At 70.4% G+C, this 21,856-nt stretch carries 21 protein-coding genes and 1 tRNA gene; 17 read left to right on the top strand and 5 right to left on the bottom strand.

Features of this window, described 5'->3' with window-relative positions:
• Window positions 1-144 precede the first annotated feature (144 nt).
• Window positions 145-2,895 carry a penicillin acylase family protein gene (locus ACFVW8_RS02965; protein WP_389685786.1) on the top strand — a complete coding sequence of 917 codons (2,751 nt, stop codon included), beginning with the start codon at window positions 145-147 and terminating at the stop codon, window positions 2,893-2,895.
• An 18-nt stretch (window positions 2,896-2,913) separates the two neighbouring features.
• On the opposite strand, the gene ACFVW8_RS02970 is transcribed toward ACFVW8_RS02965, so the two are convergent.
• Window positions 2,914-3,522 carry a 5-formyltetrahydrofolate cyclo-ligase gene (locus ACFVW8_RS02970; protein WP_389685787.1) on the bottom strand — a complete coding sequence of 203 codons (609 nt, stop codon included), beginning with the start codon at window positions 3,520-3,522 and terminating at the stop codon, window positions 2,914-2,916.
• Window positions 3,523-3,605: 83 nt separating this feature from the next.
• Here ACFVW8_RS02970 and galU point away from each other — a divergent pair, with 83 nt between their 5' ends.
• From galU to ACFVW8_RS03005, 7 genes are all read left to right on the top strand, one after another.
• Complete coding sequence (gene galU, locus ACFVW8_RS02975) at window positions 3,606-4,508, top strand: UTP--glucose-1-phosphate uridylyltransferase GalU (protein ID WP_389685788.1); 903 nt, start codon at window positions 3,606-3,608, stop codon at window positions 4,506-4,508.
• A gap of 4 nt (window positions 4,509-4,512) precedes the next feature.
• Entirely contained in the window at window positions 4,513-5,823 is a 1,311-nt protein-coding gene (gene glp, locus ACFVW8_RS02980; protein WP_389685789.1) for a gephyrin-like molybdotransferase Glp, read from the top strand.
• A 122-nt stretch (window positions 5,824-5,945) separates the two neighbouring features.
• Window positions 5,946-6,446, top strand: coding sequence for a cyclic pyranopterin monophosphate synthase MoaC (gene moaC, locus ACFVW8_RS02985; RefSeq protein ID WP_389685790.1), 501 nt, complete (start codon window positions 5,946-5,948; stop codon window positions 6,444-6,446).
• On the top strand, window positions 6,443-6,997 hold the full coding sequence (locus tag ACFVW8_RS02990) for a molybdenum cofactor biosynthesis protein B (RefSeq protein ID WP_389685791.1): 555 nt from the start codon (window positions 6,443-6,445) through the stop codon (window positions 6,995-6,997). Before moaC ends, ACFVW8_RS02990 begins: the two co-directional genes overlap by 4 nt.
• A 17-nt stretch (window positions 6,998-7,014) precedes the next feature.
• Window positions 7,015-7,626, top strand: coding sequence for a GNAT family N-acetyltransferase (locus ACFVW8_RS02995; RefSeq protein WP_389685814.1), 612 nt, complete (start codon window positions 7,015-7,017; stop codon window positions 7,624-7,626).
• Between the two features lie 167 nt (window positions 7,627-7,793).
• Window positions 7,794-8,939: a gephyrin-like molybdotransferase receptor GlpR gene (glpR, locus tag ACFVW8_RS03000; RefSeq protein ID WP_389685792.1), complete on the top strand. Its 1,146-nt coding sequence runs from the start codon at window positions 7,794-7,796 to the stop codon at window positions 8,937-8,939.
• 96 nt (window positions 8,940-9,035) lie between these two features.
• A tRNA-Ala gene (locus ACFVW8_RS03005) sits at window positions 9,036-9,109 on the top strand.
• A 190-nt stretch (window positions 9,110-9,299) separates the two neighbouring features.
• Here ACFVW8_RS03005 and ACFVW8_RS03010 read toward each other — a convergent pair.
• Window positions 9,300-9,776: a MarR family winged helix-turn-helix transcriptional regulator gene (locus ACFVW8_RS03010; RefSeq protein ID WP_389685793.1), complete on the bottom strand. Its 477-nt coding sequence runs from the start codon at window positions 9,774-9,776 to the stop codon at window positions 9,300-9,302.
• An 85-nt stretch (window positions 9,777-9,861) separates the two neighbouring features.
• Between ACFVW8_RS03010 and ACFVW8_RS03015 the strand changes: the two genes are divergently transcribed.
• Together ACFVW8_RS03015 and ACFVW8_RS03020 are read left to right on the top strand one after the other, a co-directional pair.
• Window positions 9,862-10,758: an alpha/beta fold hydrolase gene (locus tag ACFVW8_RS03015; RefSeq protein ID WP_389685794.1), complete on the top strand. Its 897-nt coding sequence runs from the start codon at window positions 9,862-9,864 to the stop codon at window positions 10,756-10,758.
• 128 nt (window positions 10,759-10,886) lie between these two features.
• The gene (locus ACFVW8_RS03020) at window positions 10,887-11,672 is read left to right on the top strand and encodes an SAM-dependent methyltransferase (protein ID WP_389685795.1); all 786 of its coding nucleotides are present in this window, start codon (window positions 10,887-10,889) and stop codon (window positions 11,670-11,672) included.
• Between the two features lie 34 nt (window positions 11,673-11,706).
• On the opposite strand, the gene ACFVW8_RS03025 is transcribed toward ACFVW8_RS03020, so the two are convergent.
• Window positions 11,707-12,198 (bottom strand): GNAT family N-acetyltransferase, encoded by a 492-nt coding sequence (locus ACFVW8_RS03025; RefSeq protein ID WP_389685796.1) that lies wholly within the window; start codon window positions 12,196-12,198, stop codon window positions 11,707-11,709.
• A gap of 50 nt (window positions 12,199-12,248) precedes the next feature.
• On the opposite strand from ACFVW8_RS03025, the gene ACFVW8_RS03030 reads away from it, so the two are divergent.
• Entirely contained in the window at window positions 12,249-13,064 is an 816-nt protein-coding gene (locus tag ACFVW8_RS03030; protein ID WP_389685797.1) for an exodeoxyribonuclease III, read from the top strand.
• 62 nt (window positions 13,065-13,126) lie between these two features.
• Here ACFVW8_RS03030 and ACFVW8_RS03035 read toward each other — a convergent pair whose 3' ends face one another.
• Window positions 13,127-13,771: a MerR family transcriptional regulator gene (locus tag ACFVW8_RS03035; RefSeq protein ID WP_389685815.1), complete on the bottom strand. Its 645-nt coding sequence runs from the start codon at window positions 13,769-13,771 to the stop codon at window positions 13,127-13,129.
• Between the two features lie 194 nt (window positions 13,772-13,965).
• On the opposite strand from ACFVW8_RS03035, the gene ACFVW8_RS03040 reads away from it, so the two are divergent.
• From ACFVW8_RS03040 to ACFVW8_RS03060, 5 genes are all read left to right on the top strand, one after another.
• Window positions 13,966-15,486: a flavin-containing monooxygenase gene (locus tag ACFVW8_RS03040; RefSeq protein ID WP_389685798.1), complete on the top strand. Its 1,521-nt coding sequence runs from the start codon at window positions 13,966-13,968 to the stop codon at window positions 15,484-15,486.
• Window positions 15,483-16,424 (top strand): alpha/beta fold hydrolase, encoded by a 942-nt coding sequence (locus ACFVW8_RS03045; RefSeq protein ID WP_389685799.1) that lies wholly within the window; start codon window positions 15,483-15,485, stop codon window positions 16,422-16,424. The genes ACFVW8_RS03040 and ACFVW8_RS03045 overlap by 4 nt, the downstream gene beginning before the upstream one ends.
• Window positions 16,421-17,314 carry an SDR family oxidoreductase gene (locus ACFVW8_RS03050; protein WP_389685800.1) on the top strand — a complete coding sequence of 298 codons (894 nt, stop codon included), beginning with the start codon at window positions 16,421-16,423 and terminating at the stop codon, window positions 17,312-17,314. The genes ACFVW8_RS03045 and ACFVW8_RS03050 overlap by 4 nt, the downstream gene beginning before the upstream one ends.
• An 86-nt stretch (window positions 17,315-17,400) precedes the next feature.
• Window positions 17,401-17,595, top strand: a complete 195-nt coding sequence (locus tag ACFVW8_RS03055) for a hypothetical protein (protein WP_389685801.1) — start codon at window positions 17,401-17,403, stop codon at window positions 17,593-17,595.
• Window positions 17,596-17,823: 228 nt separating this feature from the next.
• A complete protein-coding gene (locus ACFVW8_RS03060) occupies window positions 17,824-19,317 on the top strand; it encodes an MFS transporter (RefSeq protein WP_389685802.1) in 1,494 nt (497 codons plus the stop codon).
• 60 nt (window positions 19,318-19,377) lie between these two features.
• Here the strand turns inward: ACFVW8_RS03060 and ACFVW8_RS03065 are convergent, their stop codons facing one another.
• The gene (locus ACFVW8_RS03065) at window positions 19,378-20,019 is read right to left on the bottom strand and encodes a TetR/AcrR family transcriptional regulator (RefSeq protein ID WP_389685803.1); all 642 of its coding nucleotides are present in this window, start codon (window positions 20,017-20,019) and stop codon (window positions 19,378-19,380) included.
• A 72-nt stretch (window positions 20,020-20,091) separates the two neighbouring features.
• On the opposite strand from ACFVW8_RS03065, the gene ACFVW8_RS03070 reads away from it, so the two are divergent.
• Window positions 20,092-21,696 (top strand): FAD-dependent monooxygenase, encoded by a 1,605-nt coding sequence (locus tag ACFVW8_RS03070; RefSeq protein ID WP_389685816.1) that lies wholly within the window; start codon window positions 20,092-20,094, stop codon window positions 21,694-21,696.
• Window positions 21,697-21,856 lie beyond the last annotated feature (160 nt).

The following is a 21,856-nucleotide window of genomic DNA, read 5'->3' on the forward strand; positions in this document are numbered from 1 at the left end:
TTAACGTTTTCTTGATGCGTTCGAGTACTCGTGCGATCACTACGCAATTCGAACCATCCCGATACCGCGTCAGAGGGGCTTCCGGGCTGCGCCTATGGTTGCTCCTGCACTCCCCAGGACCACCCTGCCCCTCGAAGGACAGCGATGCCCGCCAACACAACCGCCTCTTCCGGCTCCACCGGTTCCGCCGGTGGCGGGTCGCGCAAGAAGAAGGGGCGACGCGCCCGCCTGATCGTGATCGTCCTGGTGCTGGCGCTTGTCGCGGGTATCGGATACGGCACGTACTGGTCCGTATCCACCGTCCGGGCCTCGTACCCCCAGACCAGCGGGACCGCCCAGCTCGCCGGCCTCGACAGCAACGTCGAGGTGAAGCGCGACGGCTACGGCATTCCGCAGATCTATGCCGACTCCGACTCCGACCTGTTCCGCGCCCAGGGCTTCGTCCAGGCGCAGGACCGCTTCTGGGAGATGGACGTCCGCCGTCACATGACGTCCGGCCGGCTCTCCGAGATGTTTGGGTCGGGACAGGTCGAGACGGACTCCTTCCTGCGCACGCTGGGCTGGCGCAAGGTCGCGCAGGAGGAGTACGACCACGTCCTGTCCGCGGAGACCAAGAAGAACCTCCAGTCGTACGCGGACGGGGTGAACGCCTACCTCAAGGGCCGTGACGGCAAGGACATCTCCGTCGAGTACGCGGCGCTCGGCTTCACCAACGACTACAAGCCGACGAAGTGGACCCCGGTCGACTCGGTCGCCTGGCTGAAGGCCATGGCCTGGGACCTCCGCGGCAACATGCAGGACGAGATCGACCGTTCGCTGATGACCAGCAGGCTCGACGCGAAGCAGATCGAGGACCTGTACCCGCCGTACCCGTACGACACGCACAAACCGATCGTCTCCGAAGGCGGCATCTCCCCGGCCACCGGGAAGTACGACGCACAGGCGACGCCGTCGGGCAACGTGGGCTCGTCCACCGCGGCGGGTGCGACCCAGGGCCTGAACACCCAGCTCGGCGCGCTCTCCGACACCCTCGACAAGATCCCCTCGCTGCTGGGCCCGAACGGCACCGGCATCGGGTCGAACTCCTGGGTGGTCTCCGGCAAGTACACGACGACCGACAAGCCGCTGCTCGCCAACGACCCGCACCTGGCGCCGCAGCTGCCCTCGCTCTGGTACCAGATGGGGCTGCACTGCCGCACCGTCTCGGCGACCTGCAAGTACGACGCCGCCGGCTACACCTTCTCCGGCATGCCGGGCGTGATCATCGGCCACAACCAGGACGTCGCCTGGGGCTTCACCAACCTGGGCGCGGACGTCACCGACCTCTTCCTGGAGAAGGTCTCCGGCGACGGCTACCAGTACGACGGCAAGGTCAAGCCGTTCACCACCCGCGAGGAGACCATCAAGGTCGCGGGCGGCAAGGACCGGCACATCACCGTCCGTGAGACCAACAACGGGCCGCTGGTCTCCGACCGCAACAGCGAGCTGGAGAAGGTCGGCCAGAAAGCGCCCGTCACCAACGCCGCCCCGGACCGCGCCGACGGTTACGCGGTGGCGCTGAAGTGGACCGCGCTGGAACCCGGCAAGTCCATGGACGCCGTCTTCGAGCTCAACCGGGCCAAGGACTTCACGTCCTTCCGTGCGGCGGCCGAGCACTTCGAGGTTCCCTCGCAGAACCTCATCTACGCCGACACCAAGGGCCACATCGGCTACCAGGCGCCGGGGAAGATCCCGGTCCGCAAGTCAGGCGACGGCACGATGCCCAGCCCCGGCTGGTCCTCGTCGTACGGGTGGAAGAAGGACCCGATCCCGTTCGACGAGCTGCCGTACGAGTACGACCCGAAGCGCGGGTACATCGTCACCGCCAACCAGGCGGTCATCGACGAGGACAAGTACCCGTACATGCTCACCAAGGACTGGGGCTACGGCACCCGCAGCCAGCGGATCAACGACCTCATCGAGTCGAAGATCAAGGGCGGCGGGAAGATCTCGACCGACGACATGCAGAAGATGCAGATGGACAACACCAGCGAGATCGCCGCGCTGCTGGTGCCCGAGCTGATGAAGCTCAACATCGCGGACAAGGACGTCCGGGAGGCGCAGAAGCTGCTGGAGGGCTGGGACTACACCCAGGAGTCCGACTCGGCGGCGGCCGCGTACTTCAACGCGGTCTGGCGCAACATCCTCAAGCTGGCCTTCGGCGACAAGCTGCCCAAGGAGATGCGGGTCAAGGGTGAATGCCTGAACGTGCCCCCGGCCAAGAGCTCCGGCCCGGTCGACGAGCAGGACAAGCTGGTACGCGAATGCGGCCAGCGCGCCCCCGACTCGGCGCAGCCGGACGGCGGTGACCGCTGGTACCAGGTCGTCGGGAACCTCATGGACAAGCCGGACAGCGACTGGTGGAAGACGCCGGCGAACCGCAAGGACGAGGCGACCGAGAACCGTGACCAGCTGTTCGCCCGCGCCATGGAGGACGCCCGCTGGGAGCTGACGGCCAAGCTCGGCAAGGACATCACCACCTGGAACTGGGGCCGGCTGCACCAGCTGACTCTGAAGAACCAGACCCTCGGCAAGGAAGGGCCCGGACTGCTCCAGCGGGCGCTCAACCGGGGCCCGTGGAACCTCGGCGGCGGCGAGGCCGCGGTGGACGCCACGGGGTGGAACGCGGCGGGCGGCTACGAGGTCGTCTGGGTCCCGTCGATGCGGATGGTCGTCAACGTGGGGGACTGGGACAAGTCCCGCTGGATCAACCTCACCGGCGCCTCCGGGCACGCGTTCAGCGCCCACTACACCGACCAGACCGACAAGTGGGTCAACGGCGAGCTGATCGGCTGGTCCTTCGGGACGAACGCGGTGGCCCGGGGTACGAAGGACACGCTGACCCTGAAGCCATAGGGGCGGGCCGGTGGCGCTTCAGCGCCCGCTGAAGCGCCGGGAGCCCGCCGGGGTCACGACAGCGTCCACGGGGTGGTCGTGCGGTTCCTCAGGGACCCGCGCGGCCACCTCGTTGTCGTACAGCAGGACGATCAGCGCCGGGTTCGCCCCGGCCGCCGCGAGGCGCGCCAGCACCCGGTCGTAGCTGCCGCCGCCGCGGCCCAGCCGCATCCCGCGACCGTCGACCGCGAGGCCGGGCAGCAGCACCGCGTCGGCGTCCAGGACGGCGTCGGGGCCGAGCCTCTGCCCGCCGGGTTCCAGCAGGCCGCGGCCGGCCTTCTCAAGGCTCCCGGGGCCGTCGTACGGCGCCCAGTCCAGATCGTTGTCCGGCAGGAGCACCGGAAGCAGCACCCGTACGCCCCGCGCGCGCAGCGCGTCCAGCAGGGCCCGGGTGCCCGGTTCGCGCCCCACCGAGACGTAGGCGGCGACGGTACGGGCTCTGGAGAGCTCGGGGAGAGCGAGTGCGTGACGGGCCAGAACCGCGGCGGCCCCTTCGGCGTACTCGTCGGTCAGGAGGCGTCGTGCGGCGAGCAGTTCACGCCGCAGCAGCGCCTTTGCGGACATGTCGGAGTTCAACGGGGCACCCATGGACCTCTCGTGCGGGCATATATGAGTACAAAGTTAACCGGAGGCTCACCTTCCGCCCATGTGTGCCGGTTATGGTTCTGCGCATGACTCAGTCGAACCCCAGGATCAGCAAGGCTGTCATCCCGGCAGCGGGCCTCGGTACCCGCTTCCTGCCGGCCACCAAAGCCACTCCCAAAGAGATGCTGCCTGTCGTCGACAAGCCTGCCATCCAGTACGTCGTCGAGGAGGCGGTGGCCGCCGGGCTCTCCGACGTACTGATGATCACCGGTCGCAACAAGCGTCCCCTGGAGGACCACTTCGACCGCAATTACGAACTGGAGTCGGCGCTCACCCGCAAGGGCGACGCCGAACGGCTGCGCAAGGTCCAGGAGTCGAGCGACCTGGCCACGATGCACTACGTCCGCCAGGGCGACCCGCGCGGCCTCGGCCACGCGGTGCTGTGTGCGGCGCCGCACGTCGGCGACCAGCCGTTCGCGGTCCTTCTCGGTGACGACCTGATCGACCCGCGTGACCCGCTGCTGGCCCGCATGGTGGAGATCCAGGAGCGCGAAGGCGGCAGCGTCATCGCCCTCATGGAGGTGCCGCCCGAGCTGATCCACCAGTACGGCTGCGCGGCCGTCGAGCCCACGGCCGAGGATGATGTGATGCGGATCACCGGTCTCGTCGAGAAGCCGGAACCGGCCGACGCGCCCAGCAGCCTCGCCATCATCGGCCGTTACGTCCTGGACCCCGCGGTCTTCGGGATACTGCGCCGGACCGAGCCGGGCCGCGGCGACGAGATCCAGCTGACCGACGCCCTGCAACTGCTGGCCGAGGACGAGAAGATCGGCGGACCGGTGCACGGCGTCGTCTTCAAGGGCCGCCGCTATGACACCGGTGACCGGAGCGACTATCTCCGTGCCATTGTCAGACTCGCGTGCGAACGTGAAGATCTGGGCCCGGAGTTCCGGTCCTGGCTCCGCAGTTACGTCACCGAGGAGATGTAGCACCTTGAGCAGCACGATCTGGTCGGTGGACGAGCACCTGGAAGACATCCTCGCCGCGGTGAAGCCGCTCGAACCCATCGAGCTGCAACTGCCCGAGGCGCAGGGCTGCGTCCTGGTCGAGGACGTCGTGGTGGAGATCGCCCTGCCGCCCTTCGACAACAGCTCGATGGACGGCTACGCGGTCCGGGTCGCCGATGTGGAGGGCGCCACCGAGGAGTTCCCCGCGGTCCTCACCGTCATCGGGGACGTGGCCGCGGGCGACGCCGGACTCCTCGGCGACCAGCGGGTGGGGCCGGGCGAGGCCGCCCGCATCATGACCGGCGCGCCGCTGCCGGCCGGTGCGGAGGCCGTGATCCCGGTCGAGTGGACCGACGGCGGCACGGGCGAGGGCCCAGCCGCCTCGATGCGCGCCCACAGCGACGCCCCGGAGGGTGCGCGCGGCGAGGTCCGGGTGCACCGCCCGGTGGAGGCCCGCGCCCATGTACGGGACCGCGGGAGCGATGTGCGCCCCGGCGATCTGGCGCTGCGCGCCGGTTCGGTGGTCGGGCCGCCGCAGATCGGGCTGCTCGCGGCGATCGGCCGCTCGACGGTGAAGGTGCGGCCCCGGCCGCGCGTCGTCGTCATCTCCACCGGCAGCGAACTGGTCCAGCCCGGCGAGGAGCTGACCGGCGGCCAGATCTACGACTCGAACAGCTTCGCGCTGACGGCCGCCGCACGCGACGCCGGAGCGATCACCTACCGGGTCGGCGCCGTCACCGACGACGCCGACACGTTGCGCGGCACGATCGAGGACCAGCTGATCCGCGCCGACATCGTCGTCACCACCGGCGGCGTCAGCGTCGGCGCGTACGACGTGGTCAAGGAGGCGCTGTCCTCGGTGGGCGACGAGGACGAGCCGGGCAGCGGTATCGACTTCCGCAAGCTCGCCATGCAGCCGGGCAAGCCGCAGGGCTTCGGATCCATCGGCCCGGAACACACCCCGCTGCTGGCGCTGCCGGGCAACCCCGTCTCCAGCTACGTCTCCTTCGAGCTGTTCGTGAGGCCCGCGATCCGCACCCTGATGGGCCTGCCGGATGTGAACCGCCCGACAGCCAGGGCCACTCTGGTCACCGACAAGGCGCTGTCCTCGCCCGCCGGTAAACGGCAGTTCCTGCGGGGCACGTACGACGCGGAGGCAGGCACGGTCACCCCTGTGGGCGGGTCCGGATCGCATCTGATCGCCGCTCTCGCCCAGGCCGATGCGCTGATCGTGCTGCCCGAGGACGTCACCTCGGCCGAGCCCGGCACGGACACCGAGGTGATCCTGATCCGCTGACCCGAGCCCGGTGGCGGTACGGTATCTGCCGCTGTGCCTTCCGGGGGACACCCCCCGGACCCCGGGCCCGCACCCCGGTGCGGCACAGGGGCAACCGGCGCCCTACCGCTAGGCGGAGTTAGTTGAGTACGCAGAACAGGCTGACGCATATCGACGAGGCGGGCGCCGCCCGCATGGTCGACGTCTCCGAGAAGGACGTCACCGCGCGCGTCGCCCGTGCCGCCGGGCGGGTCCTCGTCTCGCCGCGCGTCATCGAACTGCTCCGGGGTGAAGGGGTTCCCAAGGGGGACGCCCTCGCCACCGCCCGTATCGCCGGGATCATGGGGGCCAAGCGCACCCCCGACCTGATCCCCCTCTGTCACCCGCTCGCGGTCTCCGGCGTCACGGTCGACCTGTCCGTGGCGGACGACGCGGTGGAGATCGTGGCCACCGTGCGGACGACGGACCGCACGGGCGTCGAGATGGAGGCCCTGACCGCGGTGTCGGTCGCGGCGCTCACCGTCATCGACATGGTCAAGGCGGTCGACAAGGCCGCGGTCATCACCGATGTCCGGGTCGAGGCGAAGTCGGGCGGCAAGTCCGGCGACTACCGGCGCACCGATCCCGGCGGAGCGGACGCATGACCGCGCCGGAACGCATGACGACGCCGGGACACACGGCCGCGCCCGCGACGCCGCCGTCCGCCTACCGCGCCCTGGTGGTGACCGCGTCGAACCGCGCCGCCGCCGGGGTCTACGCCGACAAGGGCGGCCCGCTGATCGCCGAGGCCCTGAGCGGGCTCGGCTTCACCGTCGACGGGCCGCAGGTCGTCCCCGACGGCGACCCGGTCGAGCAGGCGCTGCGCGCCGGGGTGGCCGCCGCGTACGACGTCATCGTGACCACCGGCGGCACGGGCATCTCGCCCACCGACCGCACCCCCGAGGCGACCCGCCGGGTCCTGGACCACGAGGTCCCCGGCATCCCCGAGGCGATCCGTGCCGAGGGCCGGGACAAGGTCCCCGCGGCCGCGCTCTCGCGCGGTCTGGCGGGCGTGGCCGGCCGCACCCTCGTGGTGAACCTGCCCGGATCCACCGGCGGGGTGCGCGACGGGCTCGCCGTCCTGACCCGACTCCTGGTGCACGCCGTCGACCAGCTCCGCGGCGGCGATCACCCCCGACCCGGGAGCCCGAGCTGAACGTGCCGACCTGGCCGGTGACCCTGGTGGACGGCGATGTCACCCTCCGGCCGATAAAGCTGCGCGACCAGAACATGTGGCGCGAGGTCAACCGGCGCAACCGGGACTGGCTGCGCCCCTGGGAGGCGACCGTGCCGCCGCCGGCCCCCGGCGGTCCGGTGGCCCAGCGCCCCACGTACCGGCAGATGATCCGCCATCTGCGGGCCGAGGCCCACGCCGGCCGGATGCTGCCCTTCGCGATCGAGTACCAGGGCCGGCTGGTCGGTCAGCTGACCGTCGCCGGAATCACCTGGGGCTCGATGTGCTCGGGCCATGTCGGTTACTGGGTGGACCAGGAAGTGGCCGGCCGCGGTGTGATGCCGACCGCGGTCGCCCTCGCCGTCGACCACTGTTTCCGCACGGTCGGGCTGCACCGGATCGAGGTGTGCATTCGCCCGGAGAACGGGCCCAGCCGGCGGGTCGTGGAAAAGCTCGGATTCCGTGAGGAAGGGATCCGCCCCCGCTATCTGCACATCGACGGCGCCTGGCGGGACCATCTGATCTACGCGCTCACCTCCGACGAGGTGCCCGACGGGCTGCTCCGGAGGTGGCAGCGGGCCCGGCAGGAGCCACCCCGAACATCGCACTAAATAAAATAAGTGTTCGAAATTGATCACCGTTTGACCGCTAACGAACGCGCAAACGCCGACTGTTGATCCGAACAATCACAAAAAAAGTCCGTGATATCAGCCGGATCGTGCGACACACCGCGCCAATTGGCGGATGCCTCCATGCAAACCCCTCTACGGTGTGAGATGTGAGCAGCAGCGGCCTCATCTACGCAGTCATCGTCGGGGCCTGGGCCGCCTACTTGGTGCCGATGTGGCTCCGCAGGCAGGACGAGCTCAACGAAGCCCGTCCGACGGAACGCTTCAGCACCGCCATCCGGCTGCTGTCCGGAAGGGCGGCGATGGAGCGCCGGTATGCCAAGGGGCTCCAGGAGCGCACCGACGATGAGGCGGCGCCCGACGCCGAACCGGACGTGAGCACGGATCGAATGGATTCCGTCGACGTCCGGAACTTCTCCGCGCCTCCGGCGCATACCGAGGCCCGGGTTCACGACCCGGCCCGTACGCCGGAGCGCGCACCGAAGGGACGCCCGGCCAGGGAACGGTCCGCGGCCCCCTCCGACCCCGCACCCGCCCGGCGCCCGCGCCCCGGCGGGATCGACGCCGAACGGGCCCGGCGTGCGCAGCGCACCCAGGTCCTCGCGCGCCGCCGGCGCACCACCGTCGTCCTCTTCCTCGCCTTCACGCTCGGCGCGGTCGTCGCGGCGGTCGGCGGCCTGCGGTTCCTGTGGGCACCCGCGGTCCCCGCGGTGCTGCTCAGCACGTACATCGTGCATCTGCGGGCCCAGGAGCGGCGCAGGTTCGCCTTCACCATGGACCGGCGACGGGCCGAGGTGGCGGCGCAGCGGCTCCGCGAGAACCGCCCGCGCAGGCACCAGCCGGCCGCGACGGCACCCGCCGAGCCGGACGAGGATCCCGAAGCGCGCCACCCCGTCCCCGAGCCGACCCCCACGGTCTCTCCGCAGGAGGCCGGCCGCCGTGCCCTGGTCGAGCAGACGGACCACGCGGAGTGGGTGGACCAGCAGCGTGAGCGCGGCCGGGTCCAGGGCGACAGCTGGGAGCCGGTCCCGGTCCCGCTGCCGACCTATGTCACCGCCCCGGTCGCCCCGCGCGCCACGGGCGGCGTCGAGGTGGGCAATCCGGAGACCTGGAGCGCGGCCCGCTCCAGCACCGCCGAGCCCAGCCAGCCGGGCGCCCCGCAGGCCGCCGCGCCCTCCGTGGATCCCGCGCCGCGCCAGCGCACCAGCCAGTCCCGCCGCTCCCGCGACCGGGGCCGGACCCCCCTCTTCGACCAGTACGACGAGGACGACCGGCCCCGCGCGGCCAACGAGTGAGGCCTCCGCCCCGCGCCGCGACGCCGACTCGGCTGACCAGCGCGGAACGGATTTCCGACCACCCCGGTGAGGGTGCTAAAGTTTCACTCGTTGCAAGGGCCTGTGGCGCAGTCTGGTAGCGCACCTCGTTCGCATCGAGGGGGTCTGGGGTTCAAATCCCCACAGGTCCACCGCATCGCAACTCAGAGCCCCTGCCGGGGAAACCCGGTGGGGGCTCTTTGGCGTCGTCAGCCGCTCCGGCCGTGCCGCAGCCGTGCACCGCGGCCGGGGAGCGGGGCCGGTGGTCTCGGCCGGATGTACCGTCACGTCCGCTCCCCGCACCCATTCCTGCGTGCCGTCACTCCGTGAACATCGCCAGGCCTACTGCGCGTCGGGGTCGCGGGCGATCCAGCCCGGGGAGTCGAGCCGGATCGCATGGTCGCCGACGAGCGACCGGAGCGCGTCCTCGAGTACGGCGAGCGACTCCGTACCCACCTGTTCCTCCCACTGCTCGCGCAACTCGTCGAAGATCGCTTCGCCCTGTCCCAGCAGTGCGAGTCCGCGTTCTGTGACGCGAAGCCGCGTCCGCCTACGGTCGGCCGGGTCGGCCTGGCGCGCTACGTAATCGCGTTCCTCCAGTACGGCGATCGTCTTCGCGGCCGCCTGCCTCGTCACCGACATTCTGCGGGCGAGCTCGGCGGCGCTGTCGGCGCCGGACAGGATCGAGTGGAGGGCGAAGTCGTGCACCGTCCGTACGTCCTCGTGCCCGCGCTCGGCGAGCTCGGTGGTGGCTCGGTCCGCCAGGGTGCGGAAGCCGGCGAGCAGGAGCAGCGCAAGATCGGCGCCTGATCTGGACATGCGGCCAGCATACGGTCACCTTTGACAAGGGCAACCTGGTTGCCTATCTTCATTGGCAACCAGGTTGCCTATGTGGGAGCTTCTCATGACCACCACCACGCCTTCCGGCGCGACCCTTCCCGGCGTCACCCATCACCTCGCCGACGTCAACGGAACGCAACTGCACTACGTCTCCGCCGGCACCACGGGCTCTCCGATCCTGCTGGTGCACGGCTGGCCGGAGACGTGGTGGGCGTTCCGCAAGCTGATTCCGCTGCTCGCGCGGACGCACCGGGTCTTCGCCCTCGACCTTCGCGGGTTCGGCGACTCGAGCAACGCCGACACCGACTACGGCGAGGCGGTGACAGCGGAGGACCTGCACCATCTCGTCGAGCACATCGGCGCGGGTCCCGTTCACCTCCTTTGCCAGGACATCAGCGGTGGCGCGGGCTTCCGGTTCGCGGCGACGCGCCCCGAAAACGTCATCAGCTTCACCGGAATCGAGACGGCCCTGGCCGGTTTCGGGTTGGAGGCCCTCGCCGACGTGAACAACCACGGTTCCTGGCACGTCGGATTCCTCGGCGCTCCGGGCATCCCCGGAATGCTCCTTCCGGGCCATGAGCGCGAGCTCCTGGCCGACTGGGCCTTCCCGCTGATGAACGGGACGGAGGGTTCGGTGGGGGACAGTGATGTCGACGAGTTCGTACGGACCTACGCGCGCCCGAACGCCTGGCGGGGTACGGAGGGGCTCTACCGAGGCGTCTTCTCCGACGGGGGCGCCACCAGGGCTCTCGCCGAGTCGCACCCGATCACCGTGCCGGTACTCACCGTTGAGGGCGGCGGCCACGGAATCACCGAGAGGACCTTCCGTCAGGTGTCCGCCGGCGAGTTCACCGCGGTACACCTTGAAGGGGTCGGCCACCTCATCGCGCAGGAAGCTCCGGAAGCACTCGCGGCCGCTGTCCTCGACTTCACCGCAGGAGTCGACGACAAGCCGGCCTGAGCGACGCCACAACCCATCGCCTCAAACCATCGACGGGGCGAACCGGGCGGCTGCCGGGGGCCGGTCCCCGTCGCATAGGCTCAACGCGTTTACCCGCTAGCGAAGTTGTGCGCACAGAGGAGCGTCCTGTGACCGCAGGCATACCCAACCCCCCGATCGACACCAGCAAGCCTCACCCCGCGCGGGTCTACGACTGGCTGCTGGGCGGCAAGGACAACTATCCGGTCGATCAGCAGGTGGCGGAGACGCTGCCGGAGGAGGCGCGGGGCAACGCGGCGCGCAACCGGGCGTTCATGCACCGGGCGTCGGCCTGGCTGGCGCGCGGCGGGGTCGACCAGTTCCTCGACATCGGGACCGGGATCCCCACGGAGCCGAATCTCCACCAGATCGTCCAGGCGATCACGCCCACGGCCCGGATCGTGTACGCGGACAACGACCCGATCGTGCTGCGTCACGCGGAGGCGCTGCTCATCAGCAGGCCCGAGGGGGCCACCGACTACCTCCATGCCGATGTGCGGGAGCCGGAGGCGATTCTCGAACGGGCCAGGGAGCTGCTGGACTTCGACCGGCCCATCGCCCTGTCGCTGATCGCGCTGATGCACTTCCTGCCGGACGACCAGGACCCGTACGGCATCGCCCGCACGCTGGTCGACGCGCTGCCCACGGGCAGTTACCTGGTTCTCTCGCACGGTACGGCCGACCAGCATCCGGAGCTGAAGCAGGAGACCGAGACGGCGTACAAGAAGGGCGCCATCGCGCTGCGGATGCGTACGCGCGCCGAGGTGGAGCCGTTCTTCGAGGGGCTGGAGCTCGTCGAGCCGGGGCTCGTCCCCGCGACCGAGTGGTACCGGGAGGGGCCGGCGCCCGTTGTCGAGCGCAGCGGGTTCTATGTGGGCGTCGGGCGGGTCCGGTAGCCGGGAGGAGGCCTCGGGCCGTAACCGGGAGGCCTCAGGCCGTCCCGTCCCGCAGGGGCTTGGCGAAGCAGAGGCTGTTCTCGTACGTGCGGTAGTGGCCGAACTTCTCGCAGGGCGTGTAGCCGCTGGAGAGGTACAGGGCAATCGCCTCGGGCTGCTGGTCGCCGGTCTCCAGGACCATGCGGACGCGGCCGGCCGCGCGGGCGTCGTCCTCCAGGGCGGCCAGGATGCGGCGGGCCAGGCCCTGCCCGCGTCCCTCGGGTATCACGTACATCCGCTTCAGCTCGGCGTCACCGTCCGAGTACCCCTCGGCGTTGCGCTCCTGCGAGCGCCAGCCGCCGGTGGCGACCGAGCTGTCCGACGGGTCGTAGGCGATCAGATACCGGCCGCGCGGCGGGTCGAACATCGTGGCGTCCAGCGGTGTGACATCGCCCTCGTCCCCGTAGCGCTCTGCGTATTCGAGCTGCACACGATCGTTGAGTCTGGCGGCGTCGGGGTGGTCGAAGGCCCGGGTGTGGATATTCATGCGATCGATGGTACATGTATGCGGAACCCGGATGTCGGTATCGTGCCGGGATGCTCACTGTGACCTCTGTGAATGTAAACGGTCTCCGCGCCGCCGCCAAGAAGGGTTTCGTCGAGTGGCTGGCGCAGACCGACGCCGATGTGATCTGTCTCCAGGAAGTGCGGGCCGAGCCGCAGCAGCTGCCCGATGAGGTGCGTGAGCCCGAGGGGTGGCACACCGTCCACGCGCCCGCTGCCGCCAAGGGCCGGGCCGGTGTCTCGCTCTACTCCCGCCGGGCGCCCGAGCGGGTGCAGATCGGCTTCGGCGGCTTCGGTGACGCCGGCGGCGAGGAGTTCGACGCGAGCGGCCGGTATGTCGAGATCGACCTGCCGGGCGTCACCGTCGCGAGTCTGTATCTGCCCTCCGGTGAGGTCGGTACCGAGAAGCAGGAGGAGAAGGAGCGCTTCATGGCGGCCTTCCTGCCCTATCTGGCCGGGCTGAAGGCACGGGCCGCCGCCGACGGCCGTGAGGTGGTGGTCTGCGGTGACTGGAACATCGCCCACCAGGAGGCGGACCTCAAGAACTGGAAGGGCAACAAGAAGAACTCCGGCTTCCTCCCCGAGGAGCGGGAGTGGCTGACCCGGGTCTTCGAGGAGGCCGCGTACGTCGATGTCGTACGGGGTCTGCACCCGGATGTCGAGGGGCCGTACTCGTGGTGGTCCTACCGGGGCCGCGCCTTCGACAACGACACGGGCTGGCGCATCGACTACCAGGTGGCGACCGCCGGGCTGGCCGCGCGTGCGGTGAAGGCGTGGGTCGAGCGGGCCGCCACGCACGATGAGCGGTGGAGCGACCACGCGCCGGTGACGGTGGTGTACGAGCAGTAGGGGCGGGGCTGCCTCCACGGATCAGGGCGGGCGCTGTCCCGGTCGCGATCCGTCGGGCGGCCCTATCCCGCCGGCGGCTTCGGCGCCTCCGCGTCGCGGCGCAGCCGGCGGTCCAGGGCCATGGAGAGTTCCGCGTCCACCACCGCGCGTGCCAGCGGGCGCAGTTGGGGCGGTTCCGCCTCCGTGCTGTGCTCGCGCAGGGTGGTGACGAAGAGGTCGGCCAGGGCGTCCGCGTGCTCGCGGACCCGGCGGCCCGAGGCGAGGACCGTGGCGAGCGGGACGCCCTCGCGCACCAGCTCGGCGGACACCTCCAGGAGGCGGCGGCTGATGTGCACGATCTCGTCGCCGTCCGTGCCGAGGTAGCCCAGCTCCATGGCGGCCGCCAGGTTCTCCGGGGTGGACTCGCCCTCGAAGAAGTCGGCCAGCTGTTCGGGGGTGAGCCGGACAGGGGTCTCCTCGCTCGGTTCGCCCAGGCCCAGCACCTCCGCGACATCGCGGCCGCTCTCGAAGGTGCGGGCGAGGTCGGCGATGCCGGTCAGGGTGTGGCCGCGCTCCAGCAGGCCCGTGATGGTGCGCAGTCGGGCCAGGTGATGGTCGTCGTACCAGGCGATGCGGCCCTCGCGGCGCGGCGGCGAGATCAGACCGCGTTCCCGGTAGAAGCGCAGGGTCCGTACGGGGATGCCGGCCTCCTTGGCCAGCTCCTCCATGCGGTATTCGCGGTGCTCGCGTCCTTCGGCCACCCCCGCACCCTACCGGCCTGCCCTGTGTGGAGGCCGCATGTTGTACCGCCGGTAACTTTCCCTCGCCGTACCCCTACCCATCGGTACGGAGCTGTTCTAGTCTCCCAACAATGCCAGTGATTGCTGGCAGAGTCGTGTGACGTACCGCGGGAGGCGGCAGCATGGCCCAGCACGAGCACGTACGAGTGGCGGTGATCGGATCCGGATTCGGGGGCCTCGGGGCCGCTGTCCGGCTGCGCCGCGAAGGCATCACCGATTTCGTGATCCTGGAACGCGCGGGTTCGGTCGGTGGTACCTGGCGCGACAACAGCTATCCCGGCTGCGCCTGCGACGTACCGTCCCACCTCTACTCGTTCTCGTTCGCACCCAACCCGGAGTGGCCGCGCACCTTCTCAGGGCAGGAGCACATACGCGCCTACCTGGAGCATGTCGCGGACACCTTCGGGCTGCGCCCGCACCTCAGGCTCAACCATGAGGTGACGATGATGCGCTGGGACGGTGACGAGCTGAACTGGGTCATCGAGAGTGCCGACGGCACCACGGTCGTCGCCGATGTCGTCGTCTCCGCGACCGGTCCGCTCTCCGACCCGAAGATGCCGGACATCCCCGGGCTCGCCGACTTCCCCGGCAAGGTCTTCCACTCCGCCCGCTGGGACCACGACGCCGATCTGACCGGCAAGCGCGTCGCGATGATCGGCACCGGCGCCTCCGCGATCCAGATCGTGCCGTCGATCCAGCCGAAGGCCGGGAAGCTCACGCTGTTCCAGCGCACCCCGCCGTGGGTCATGCCGCGGATGGACCGCGCCATCAGCGGCGCCGAGCGCTGGCTGCACCGCACGCTCCCCTTCACCGGCACCGCGCGCCGCGGACTGCTCTGGGGCATCAGGGAGCTGCAGGTCGGCGCCTTCACCAAGCACCCGGACCAGCTGGGCCTGATCGAGCGGATCGGCAAGGCCAACATGGCCCGGTCGATCAAGGACCCGGCGCTCCGCGCCAAGCTGACCCCCTCGTACCGCATCGGCTGCAAGCGCATCCTGCTTTCCAGCGCCTACTACCCGGCGCTCGCGCAGCCCAATGTGGATGTGGTCGCCTCCGGTCTCAGCGAGGTGCGCGGCTCCACGCTCGTCGCCTCCGACGGTACGCAGGCCGAGGTCGACGCGATCATCTTCGGCACCGGCTTCCATGTGACGGACATGCCGATCGCCGACCGGGTGGTGGGCGCGGACGGCATCACACTCGCCGAGGCCTGGAAGGACGGCATGGAGGCGCTGCGCGGTGCGAGCGCGGCCGGCTTCCCCAACTGGATGACGATCATCGGCCCCAATACGGGCCTGGGGAACTCCTCGATGATCCTGATGATCGAGTCCCAGCTGAACTACATGGCCGACTATCTGCGTCAGTTGAACGTGCTGGGCGGCCGCGTCGCACTCGACGCCCGCCCCTCGTCCGTCGGGTCCTGGAACCGCCGCGTCCAGGAGCGGATGAAGCGCACGGTGTGGAACACCGGCGGTTGCAACAGCTGGTACCTGGACGCCAACGGCCGCAACACCACCGCCTGGCCGGGCACCACCGCCGAGTTCCGCAAAGTGACACGGACGGTCGACATCGCGGAGTACCAGGTCGTCCGGGTGCCTGCGCCTCGGGACGCGAAGCAGGCCGTCGCCGAGGAGGTGGCGGGATGAGCCGGCCGCCGCGCAGCGCGCACCCCCGGCCGGTGCCCGCGCGCGAACTCATGGCCGTCTCCGCCGACGGCTCCCGCCTCCATGTCGAGGTGCACGGGCAGGAGGGCGCCCCCGCGGTGGTCCTGTCCCACGGCTGGACCTGCAACACCGGCTTCTGGGACGCGCAGATCCGGGACCTGGCCGTCGACCACCGGGTCGTCGCCTACGACCAGCGCGGCCACGGCACCTCGCCCGCGGCCGGGCCGGACGGATACAGCACCGACGCCCTCGCCGACGACCTCGAAGCGGTGCTCGCCGCCACGCTGGAACCGGGGGAGAAGGCCGTACTCGTGGGCCACTCCATGGGCGGCATGACGATGATGGCCGCCTCGCGGCGGGCCGGACTGCGTGAGCACGCCGCCGCCGTACTGCTGTGCAGCACCGGCAGCTCCCGGCTGATCGCCGAATCGCTGGTCGTGCCGATGCGGGCCGGTGCGGTACGCACCAGGATGACCCGTGCGATCCTCGGTGCGCGGGCGCCGCTCGGGCCGGTCACCCCGGTCTCCCGTCGCATCCTCAAGTACGGGACGATGGGGGCGGGTTCGGCCCCGGACCGGGTCGACGCCTGCGCCCGGATCGTGCACGCCTGCCCCCGGGGTGCGCGGGTCGCCTGGGGTCACGTCCTCGCGGACCTTGATCTCGACGAGGGCGTACGGGAGCTGCGGGTGCCCACCGCGGTGATCGCGGGCACGGAGGACCGGCTGACGCCGCCGGTCCACGCCCGCGCCGTCGCGGCGGCGCTGCCCGACTGCCTCGGGCTGACCGAGCTGGCGGGCCTGGGCCACATGACGCCGGTGGAGGCGCCGGAGGCGGTCACCGCACGGATCCGGGAACTGGTGACCACGTACCTCCCGTTGCGGGGTACGGCTGATGTCGATGGCAAGGAGGAGGTCGCATGAGCGGCAGGCGCAGTCTCGAAGGACAGGTCGTCGTCGTCACGGGCGCGGCGCGCGGTGTGGGCGAGCTGCTGGCCCGCAAGCTCTCGGCGCGCGGCGCGAAACTGGCGCTGGTCGGCCTGGAGCCGGACGAGCTGAAGATGGTCTCGGAGCGGCTGCACGCGGAGAGCGACCACTGGTACGCGGACGTCACCGACCACGAGGCGATGGCGCGGGTCGCGCAGGAGGTCAAGGAGCGGTTCGGCAAGGTCGACGTCGTCGTCGCCAACGCGGGTGTCGCATCGGGCGGCCCGTTCATCGACTCCGATCCGGTCGCCTGGCGGCGGGTCATCGAGGTCAACCTGATCGGTGGCGCGGTGACGGGCCGGGCGTTCCTGCCGGTCCTGATGGAGAGCCGCGGCTACTTCCTCCAGATCGCCTCGCTCGCCGCGATCACCCCGGCGCCGATGATGAGCGCGTACTGCGCGTCGAAGTCGGGTGTCGAGGCGTTCGCCCACAGCCTGCGGGCCGAGGTCGGCTACCGCGGGGTGAAGGTCGGGGTCGGCTACCTGTCCTGGACCGACACGGACATGGTGCGCGGCGCCGATGAGGACGACGTGATGCGGGAGCTGCGGCAGCGGCTGCCCTGGCCGTCGAACCGGACGTACCCGCTCGGCCCGGCCGTCGACCGGATAGTGGCCGGTATCGAGCGGCGCTCCGCGCATGTGTACGCCCAGTGGTGGCTGCGCGGAATGCAGTCGGTGCGGGGCTACCTGCCGACGCTGATCGGCGTCGTCGGCCAGCGGGAGATGCAGCGCTTCGGCCCGCGGCTGGAGGGCGTCAGCAAGGGGCTGGTCGGCGCGGGAGGCGCCGCTGACCAGGACGAACGTGCTGCGCGCACCCAGCGTGAATGATCGAAATGCGTTGAATGCCCGGTCGTGTAAGTCTGGTCGAGGCCCTTCCGGGGCCATCCCCACGCACCCCACGAGGAGTGAACAGCATGGGCATCGCCGACCAGTTCAAGGACAAGGCTCAGGACCTCGCCGACCAGGCGCAGAAGAAGATGAAGGACAACAAGGGCGAGGGCCAGGAGCGGTCGCAGGACACGTCCGAGCGGGCCTCGGACGCGTCTGAGCAGGGTCGTGACAAGGCCCAGGGTGCGGCGGACGACCTTCGCGAGAAGTTCGACCGCTGACGTCCGCGCGTCCGCGCGCTACGTGGTGAGGGGCGTACCCGGTTGTTTCCGGGTGCGCCCCTTTTCGTCCGGCTGAGGCTGCCTTGACGGCCTGGATGAACGCGGTGCCCGGGCCGCCTTGCCGCGCGACTTCGATCATTTCCGTTGACCATGCACGGCGTGAGGATGTTAGCTACCTCTCGACTCAAACAAACGATTGTTTGGTACTGGTCGAGAGGAACGGTCCGCATGGTGACAGCAGGCGCCGCACGTCCGTCGGAAATCCCTGGTGGCTGGACGCCACGCCTCGTGCTCTCCTTCGCCTCGATCGTCGGCGTCCAGGAGCTCATAGCGGCCAACTTCCAGATGACGTCGACCGCGCGGTCGGAGATCAGCGCGCACTACGCCACCCATCAGAGTGCCTGGCTGCTCACCGCGTTCCTGCTGGTCGGTGCGGTGGTCAGCCCGGTCGCCGGGAAGCTTGCCGACATGTACGGCAAGCGCCTGGTGCTGCTGTTCGCCGTCGCCGGAGCCACGCTCGGGGCGCTGCTGAGCGCGGTGGCGCCGAACTTCGGGGTGGTCATCGCCGGCCGGGCGCTGCAGGGGCTGCTCGTGCCCTGCACCTTCCTCGGGTACTCCCTGATGCGCGACGTGTATCCGTCCAGGATCCTGCCGATGGCGGTCTCGCTGATGACGGCGGGCATGGGGCTCATCAACATTCCCGCGCCCTGGATCACCGGCTGGCTGATGGGCAACTGGGGCTTCCACGGCGTGTTCTGGTTCTTCGCCGTCGTGCCCGCCGTGCTGCTCGCCCCGCTGGCGCTGACCACGGACGAGAGTCCCGTGCGCAATCGCTCCCGGCTCGACCTCCTCGGCGCGCTGCTGCTGGGCGCGGGCCTGGCGTGCCTGCTGATCGGCGTCAGCTTCGGCGCCGACTGGGGCTGGGGTTCGGCGTCGACGCTCGGGGTCCTGGCGGCGGGCGTGGTGCTGACCGGTGTGTGGGTCGTCTCCGCTCTCCGCACCCCGGACCCGATCGTCGACGTCCGCTTCTTCCGGCGCCGGCCGATGATTCTCACCGCGCTCACCGCCGGTCTGGCATCCGCGAACACCGGTGTGTTCAACGCCCTGTTGCCGACGATGTGCATGACGCCGCTCGCGCTGGGCCTCGGGTACGGCTTCGGTGTCGATGCCAAGGGGTACGCGCTGTTCCAGGTGCCGGTCGCGGCCGGAGCCGTGGTCGGCGGGTACCTCGTGGGGCGGGCCATGCGCAGGACCGCGCCGCGCAACCTGATGATCACCGGCCATGCCCTGCTGGTCGTGGGTACCGGGCTGACCGCTCTCCGGCACGACTCCCAGGGGCCGTTGATGGTGTGGGCGCTGATCGAGGGCCTCGGGCTCGGGGTCTCGTACGCCGCCGCCCCGAACCTGGTCATCGCGGTGGTGCCGCCCCAGCTGCAGGCGTCGATGTCGAGCATGGTCCAGGTGTTCCAGAGCACCCTGGCGGCCATCCTGCCGGCCGTCGCCTTCGCCGTGCTGAACGGGCATATCGCGGTCGCGGAGGGCGGCTACGACTTCTACAGCGACGGGGGCATGCGGATCGTGTTCCTCATCGCCTGCGGAGCCTCGGTGGTCGCGTTCTTCCTCGCTCTCGCGCTGCCCAAGCGGAGGGGCGTGGCGGGAGTCCCGGGGCGGGGCGCGCGGGCCGGAGCCGATCCGGGTGTGACCGGTCTCCTGGCTGAGTGAGTGACGGAGGGGGAGTGGGGCCGGCCGGCTGGGCTGACCGGCGCCTGGTGCGGTGCCCCCTTATCCGAGAGCCGCCTCCAGTGCGTCGAAGGCCGCACACACCCGGGCCCTGTGGTCGTCCGCCAGTGCCACCGCGGACTCCCCGGCGAGCAGCCGGCGGGCCGTGGTGACGTAGACCGAGCGGTAGGCGGCGACGGTCAGGGCCGCTGCGAGGGCCGGGGCGGCGTATCCCGTGCCGGGCTCGGCAAGGGCCCGCGCCAGGGCCTCCTCCAGCTCCTCGACGCCCTCGCGGGCGCGGGCCCGCAGGGCGGGTGACGCGATGACGACCCGCCAGAAGGCGGGGAAGTCGTCGTCCACCGCGGACAGCGGGTGGTGCTGATCGAGGAGTTCCAGCACCAGGCGGCGCAGGGCCTGCGGCGGGGACTCGGACGGCTCCCGTCGCCGTACGGCCTCGGTGAAGAGCTCGACCGCCTGGGGGATGCGGTCGATGAAGAGGTCCTCCTTGCGCGGGAAGTAGTTGAAGACCGTCATGGTGGAGACCTCAGCGGCTCGGGCGACGTCCGCGACGGTCACGCTGTCGAAGCCGTTCGTGAGGAACAGCCCTGTCGCCACATCCGAGATCCGCTGCCGCGTCGCCCGCTTCTTGCGCTCCCGCAGGGACAGTGCGACTGCTTCCTCCTGTGCTTCCTGTTCCTTCGGCATGGCGAAAACTCTACCCGGAAACCTATAGCGAATACATGTTTTTAGTGACTACAGTTATCTGTCATGGATCTGATGACGCACTACGACGTGGTGGTCGCCGGCGCCGGCCCCGTCGGCCTGATGCTCGGCTGCGAACTGCGCCTCGGCGGGGTGGCCCGGGTGCTGGTCGTCGAGCGCCTGGCCGAAGTGGACGAGACCATCAAGGCGGGGGCCATCAATACCCCCACAGCTGTGGCCCTCGACCGACGGGGGCTGCTGCCCGCCCTGGTGGAGGTCCAGCAGCAGACGATGGACCGGTTCCGGGAGTTCCAGCGGGCGCGCGGCGGGGACGGGAACGCCCCGCCGCCCCCGAAGTTCGCCGGGCACTTCGCCGGGATCACGCTGGATGCGGGCCTGTTGGACACGGCGGACCCGGCCTTCGCCGACGTCGGTCCGGCAGGTGACGTGGGCCTGATACCGCAGTCCTCGCTGGAGCGGCTGCTCGCCGGCCGCGCCGGGGAGCTCGGCGTCGAGCTGCGTCGGGGAGTCGAGCTGACCGGTTTCGAGCAGGACGACGACGGGGTGACCGTGCACCTGGCGCCGGCCGACGGCTCGGCGCCCGAGTCCGTACGCGCGGGCCGGTTGGTCGGCTGCGACGGCGGCCGCAGCGTCGTGCGCAAGCTCGCCGGATTCGACTTTCCCGGGACGCCGCCGGAGATCACCGGCTACCAGGCCCTGGTGGGCCTGGACGGAGCGGAAGGGCTCGCGAACGGCTGGACCGCGACGGACACCGGTGTGTACGTCCACGGCCCGGTGCCCGGTCGCGTCCTCACCGTCGAGTTCGACGGACCGCCGGTCGACCGCACGGAGCCCGTCACCGCCGAGGAGCTGCAGAGCAGCCTGCGCCGGGTGTCCGGCGTGGACGTCACTGTGACGGAGGTGCACACGGTGACGCGGTTCACCGACAACTGCCGTCAGGCCACGAGCTACCGGTGCGGACGGGTCCTGCTCGCGGGCGACGCGGCCCATGTGCACTCACCGTTCGGCGGGCAGGGACTGAACCTCGGCATCGGGGACGCGATGAACCTGGGCTGGAAGCTCGCTGCCGTCGTGCGGGGACGGGCAGCGGACGGTCTCCTCGACTCGTACACGAGCGAACGGCATCCGATCGGCGCGTGGGTGCTGGACTGGACGCGCGCCCAGATCGCCCTCATGCGGCCGGAGTCGCACGCGCGCAAGCTGCGCGCGGTGTTCACGGATCTGACGCGTACCGTCGACGGCACCACGCACCTGGTCAAGAAGATCTCCGGTGTCTGGCAGCACTACGACCTGCCGGGTGACCACTCACTGGTCGGACGCAGCGCGCCGGACCTGGAGTTCGCCGACGGCACCCGGCTCGCGGACCACCTTCACGGCGGGCGCGCCGTGCTCCTCGACCTGGCCGACGATCCCGAGCTGCGGGCTCTTGCCGAGGGCTACGGCGACCGGGTGGACGTCCGGACCGTCGTCTGCGCCGGGGTGCCGGAGCTGTCCGGACTGCTGGTGCGGCCGGACGGGGTCACGGCCTGGGCCGCGGATCGCCTTCCGGCGGGGGACGCGTTGGTGCAGGCACTGGAGCGGTGGTTCGGGGCGCCCGCGGGGCGTGGCACGGGGGCTCTGCCCCCGGACCCCCGCTCCTCAATCGCCGGAGGGGCTTGAAATGGGGCCTGCGGAGGGGCGTGAAGGGAAGCTCAGGTGCTTGAAGCAGCGCCCCCGGAGGGGCTTGAAGGGACGCTCAAGGCTTGAAGAGGACGCTCAGGTGCTTGAAGCAGCGCCCCCGGAGGGGCTTGAGGGGAGGGGCGAGGCGTGTAGAGGACGC

Origin of the sequence: Streptomyces sp. NPDC058221 (genome assembly GCF_042882365.1) — a bacterium.
Lineage (GTDB): Bacteria > Actinomycetota > Actinomycetes > Streptomycetales > Streptomycetaceae > Streptomyces.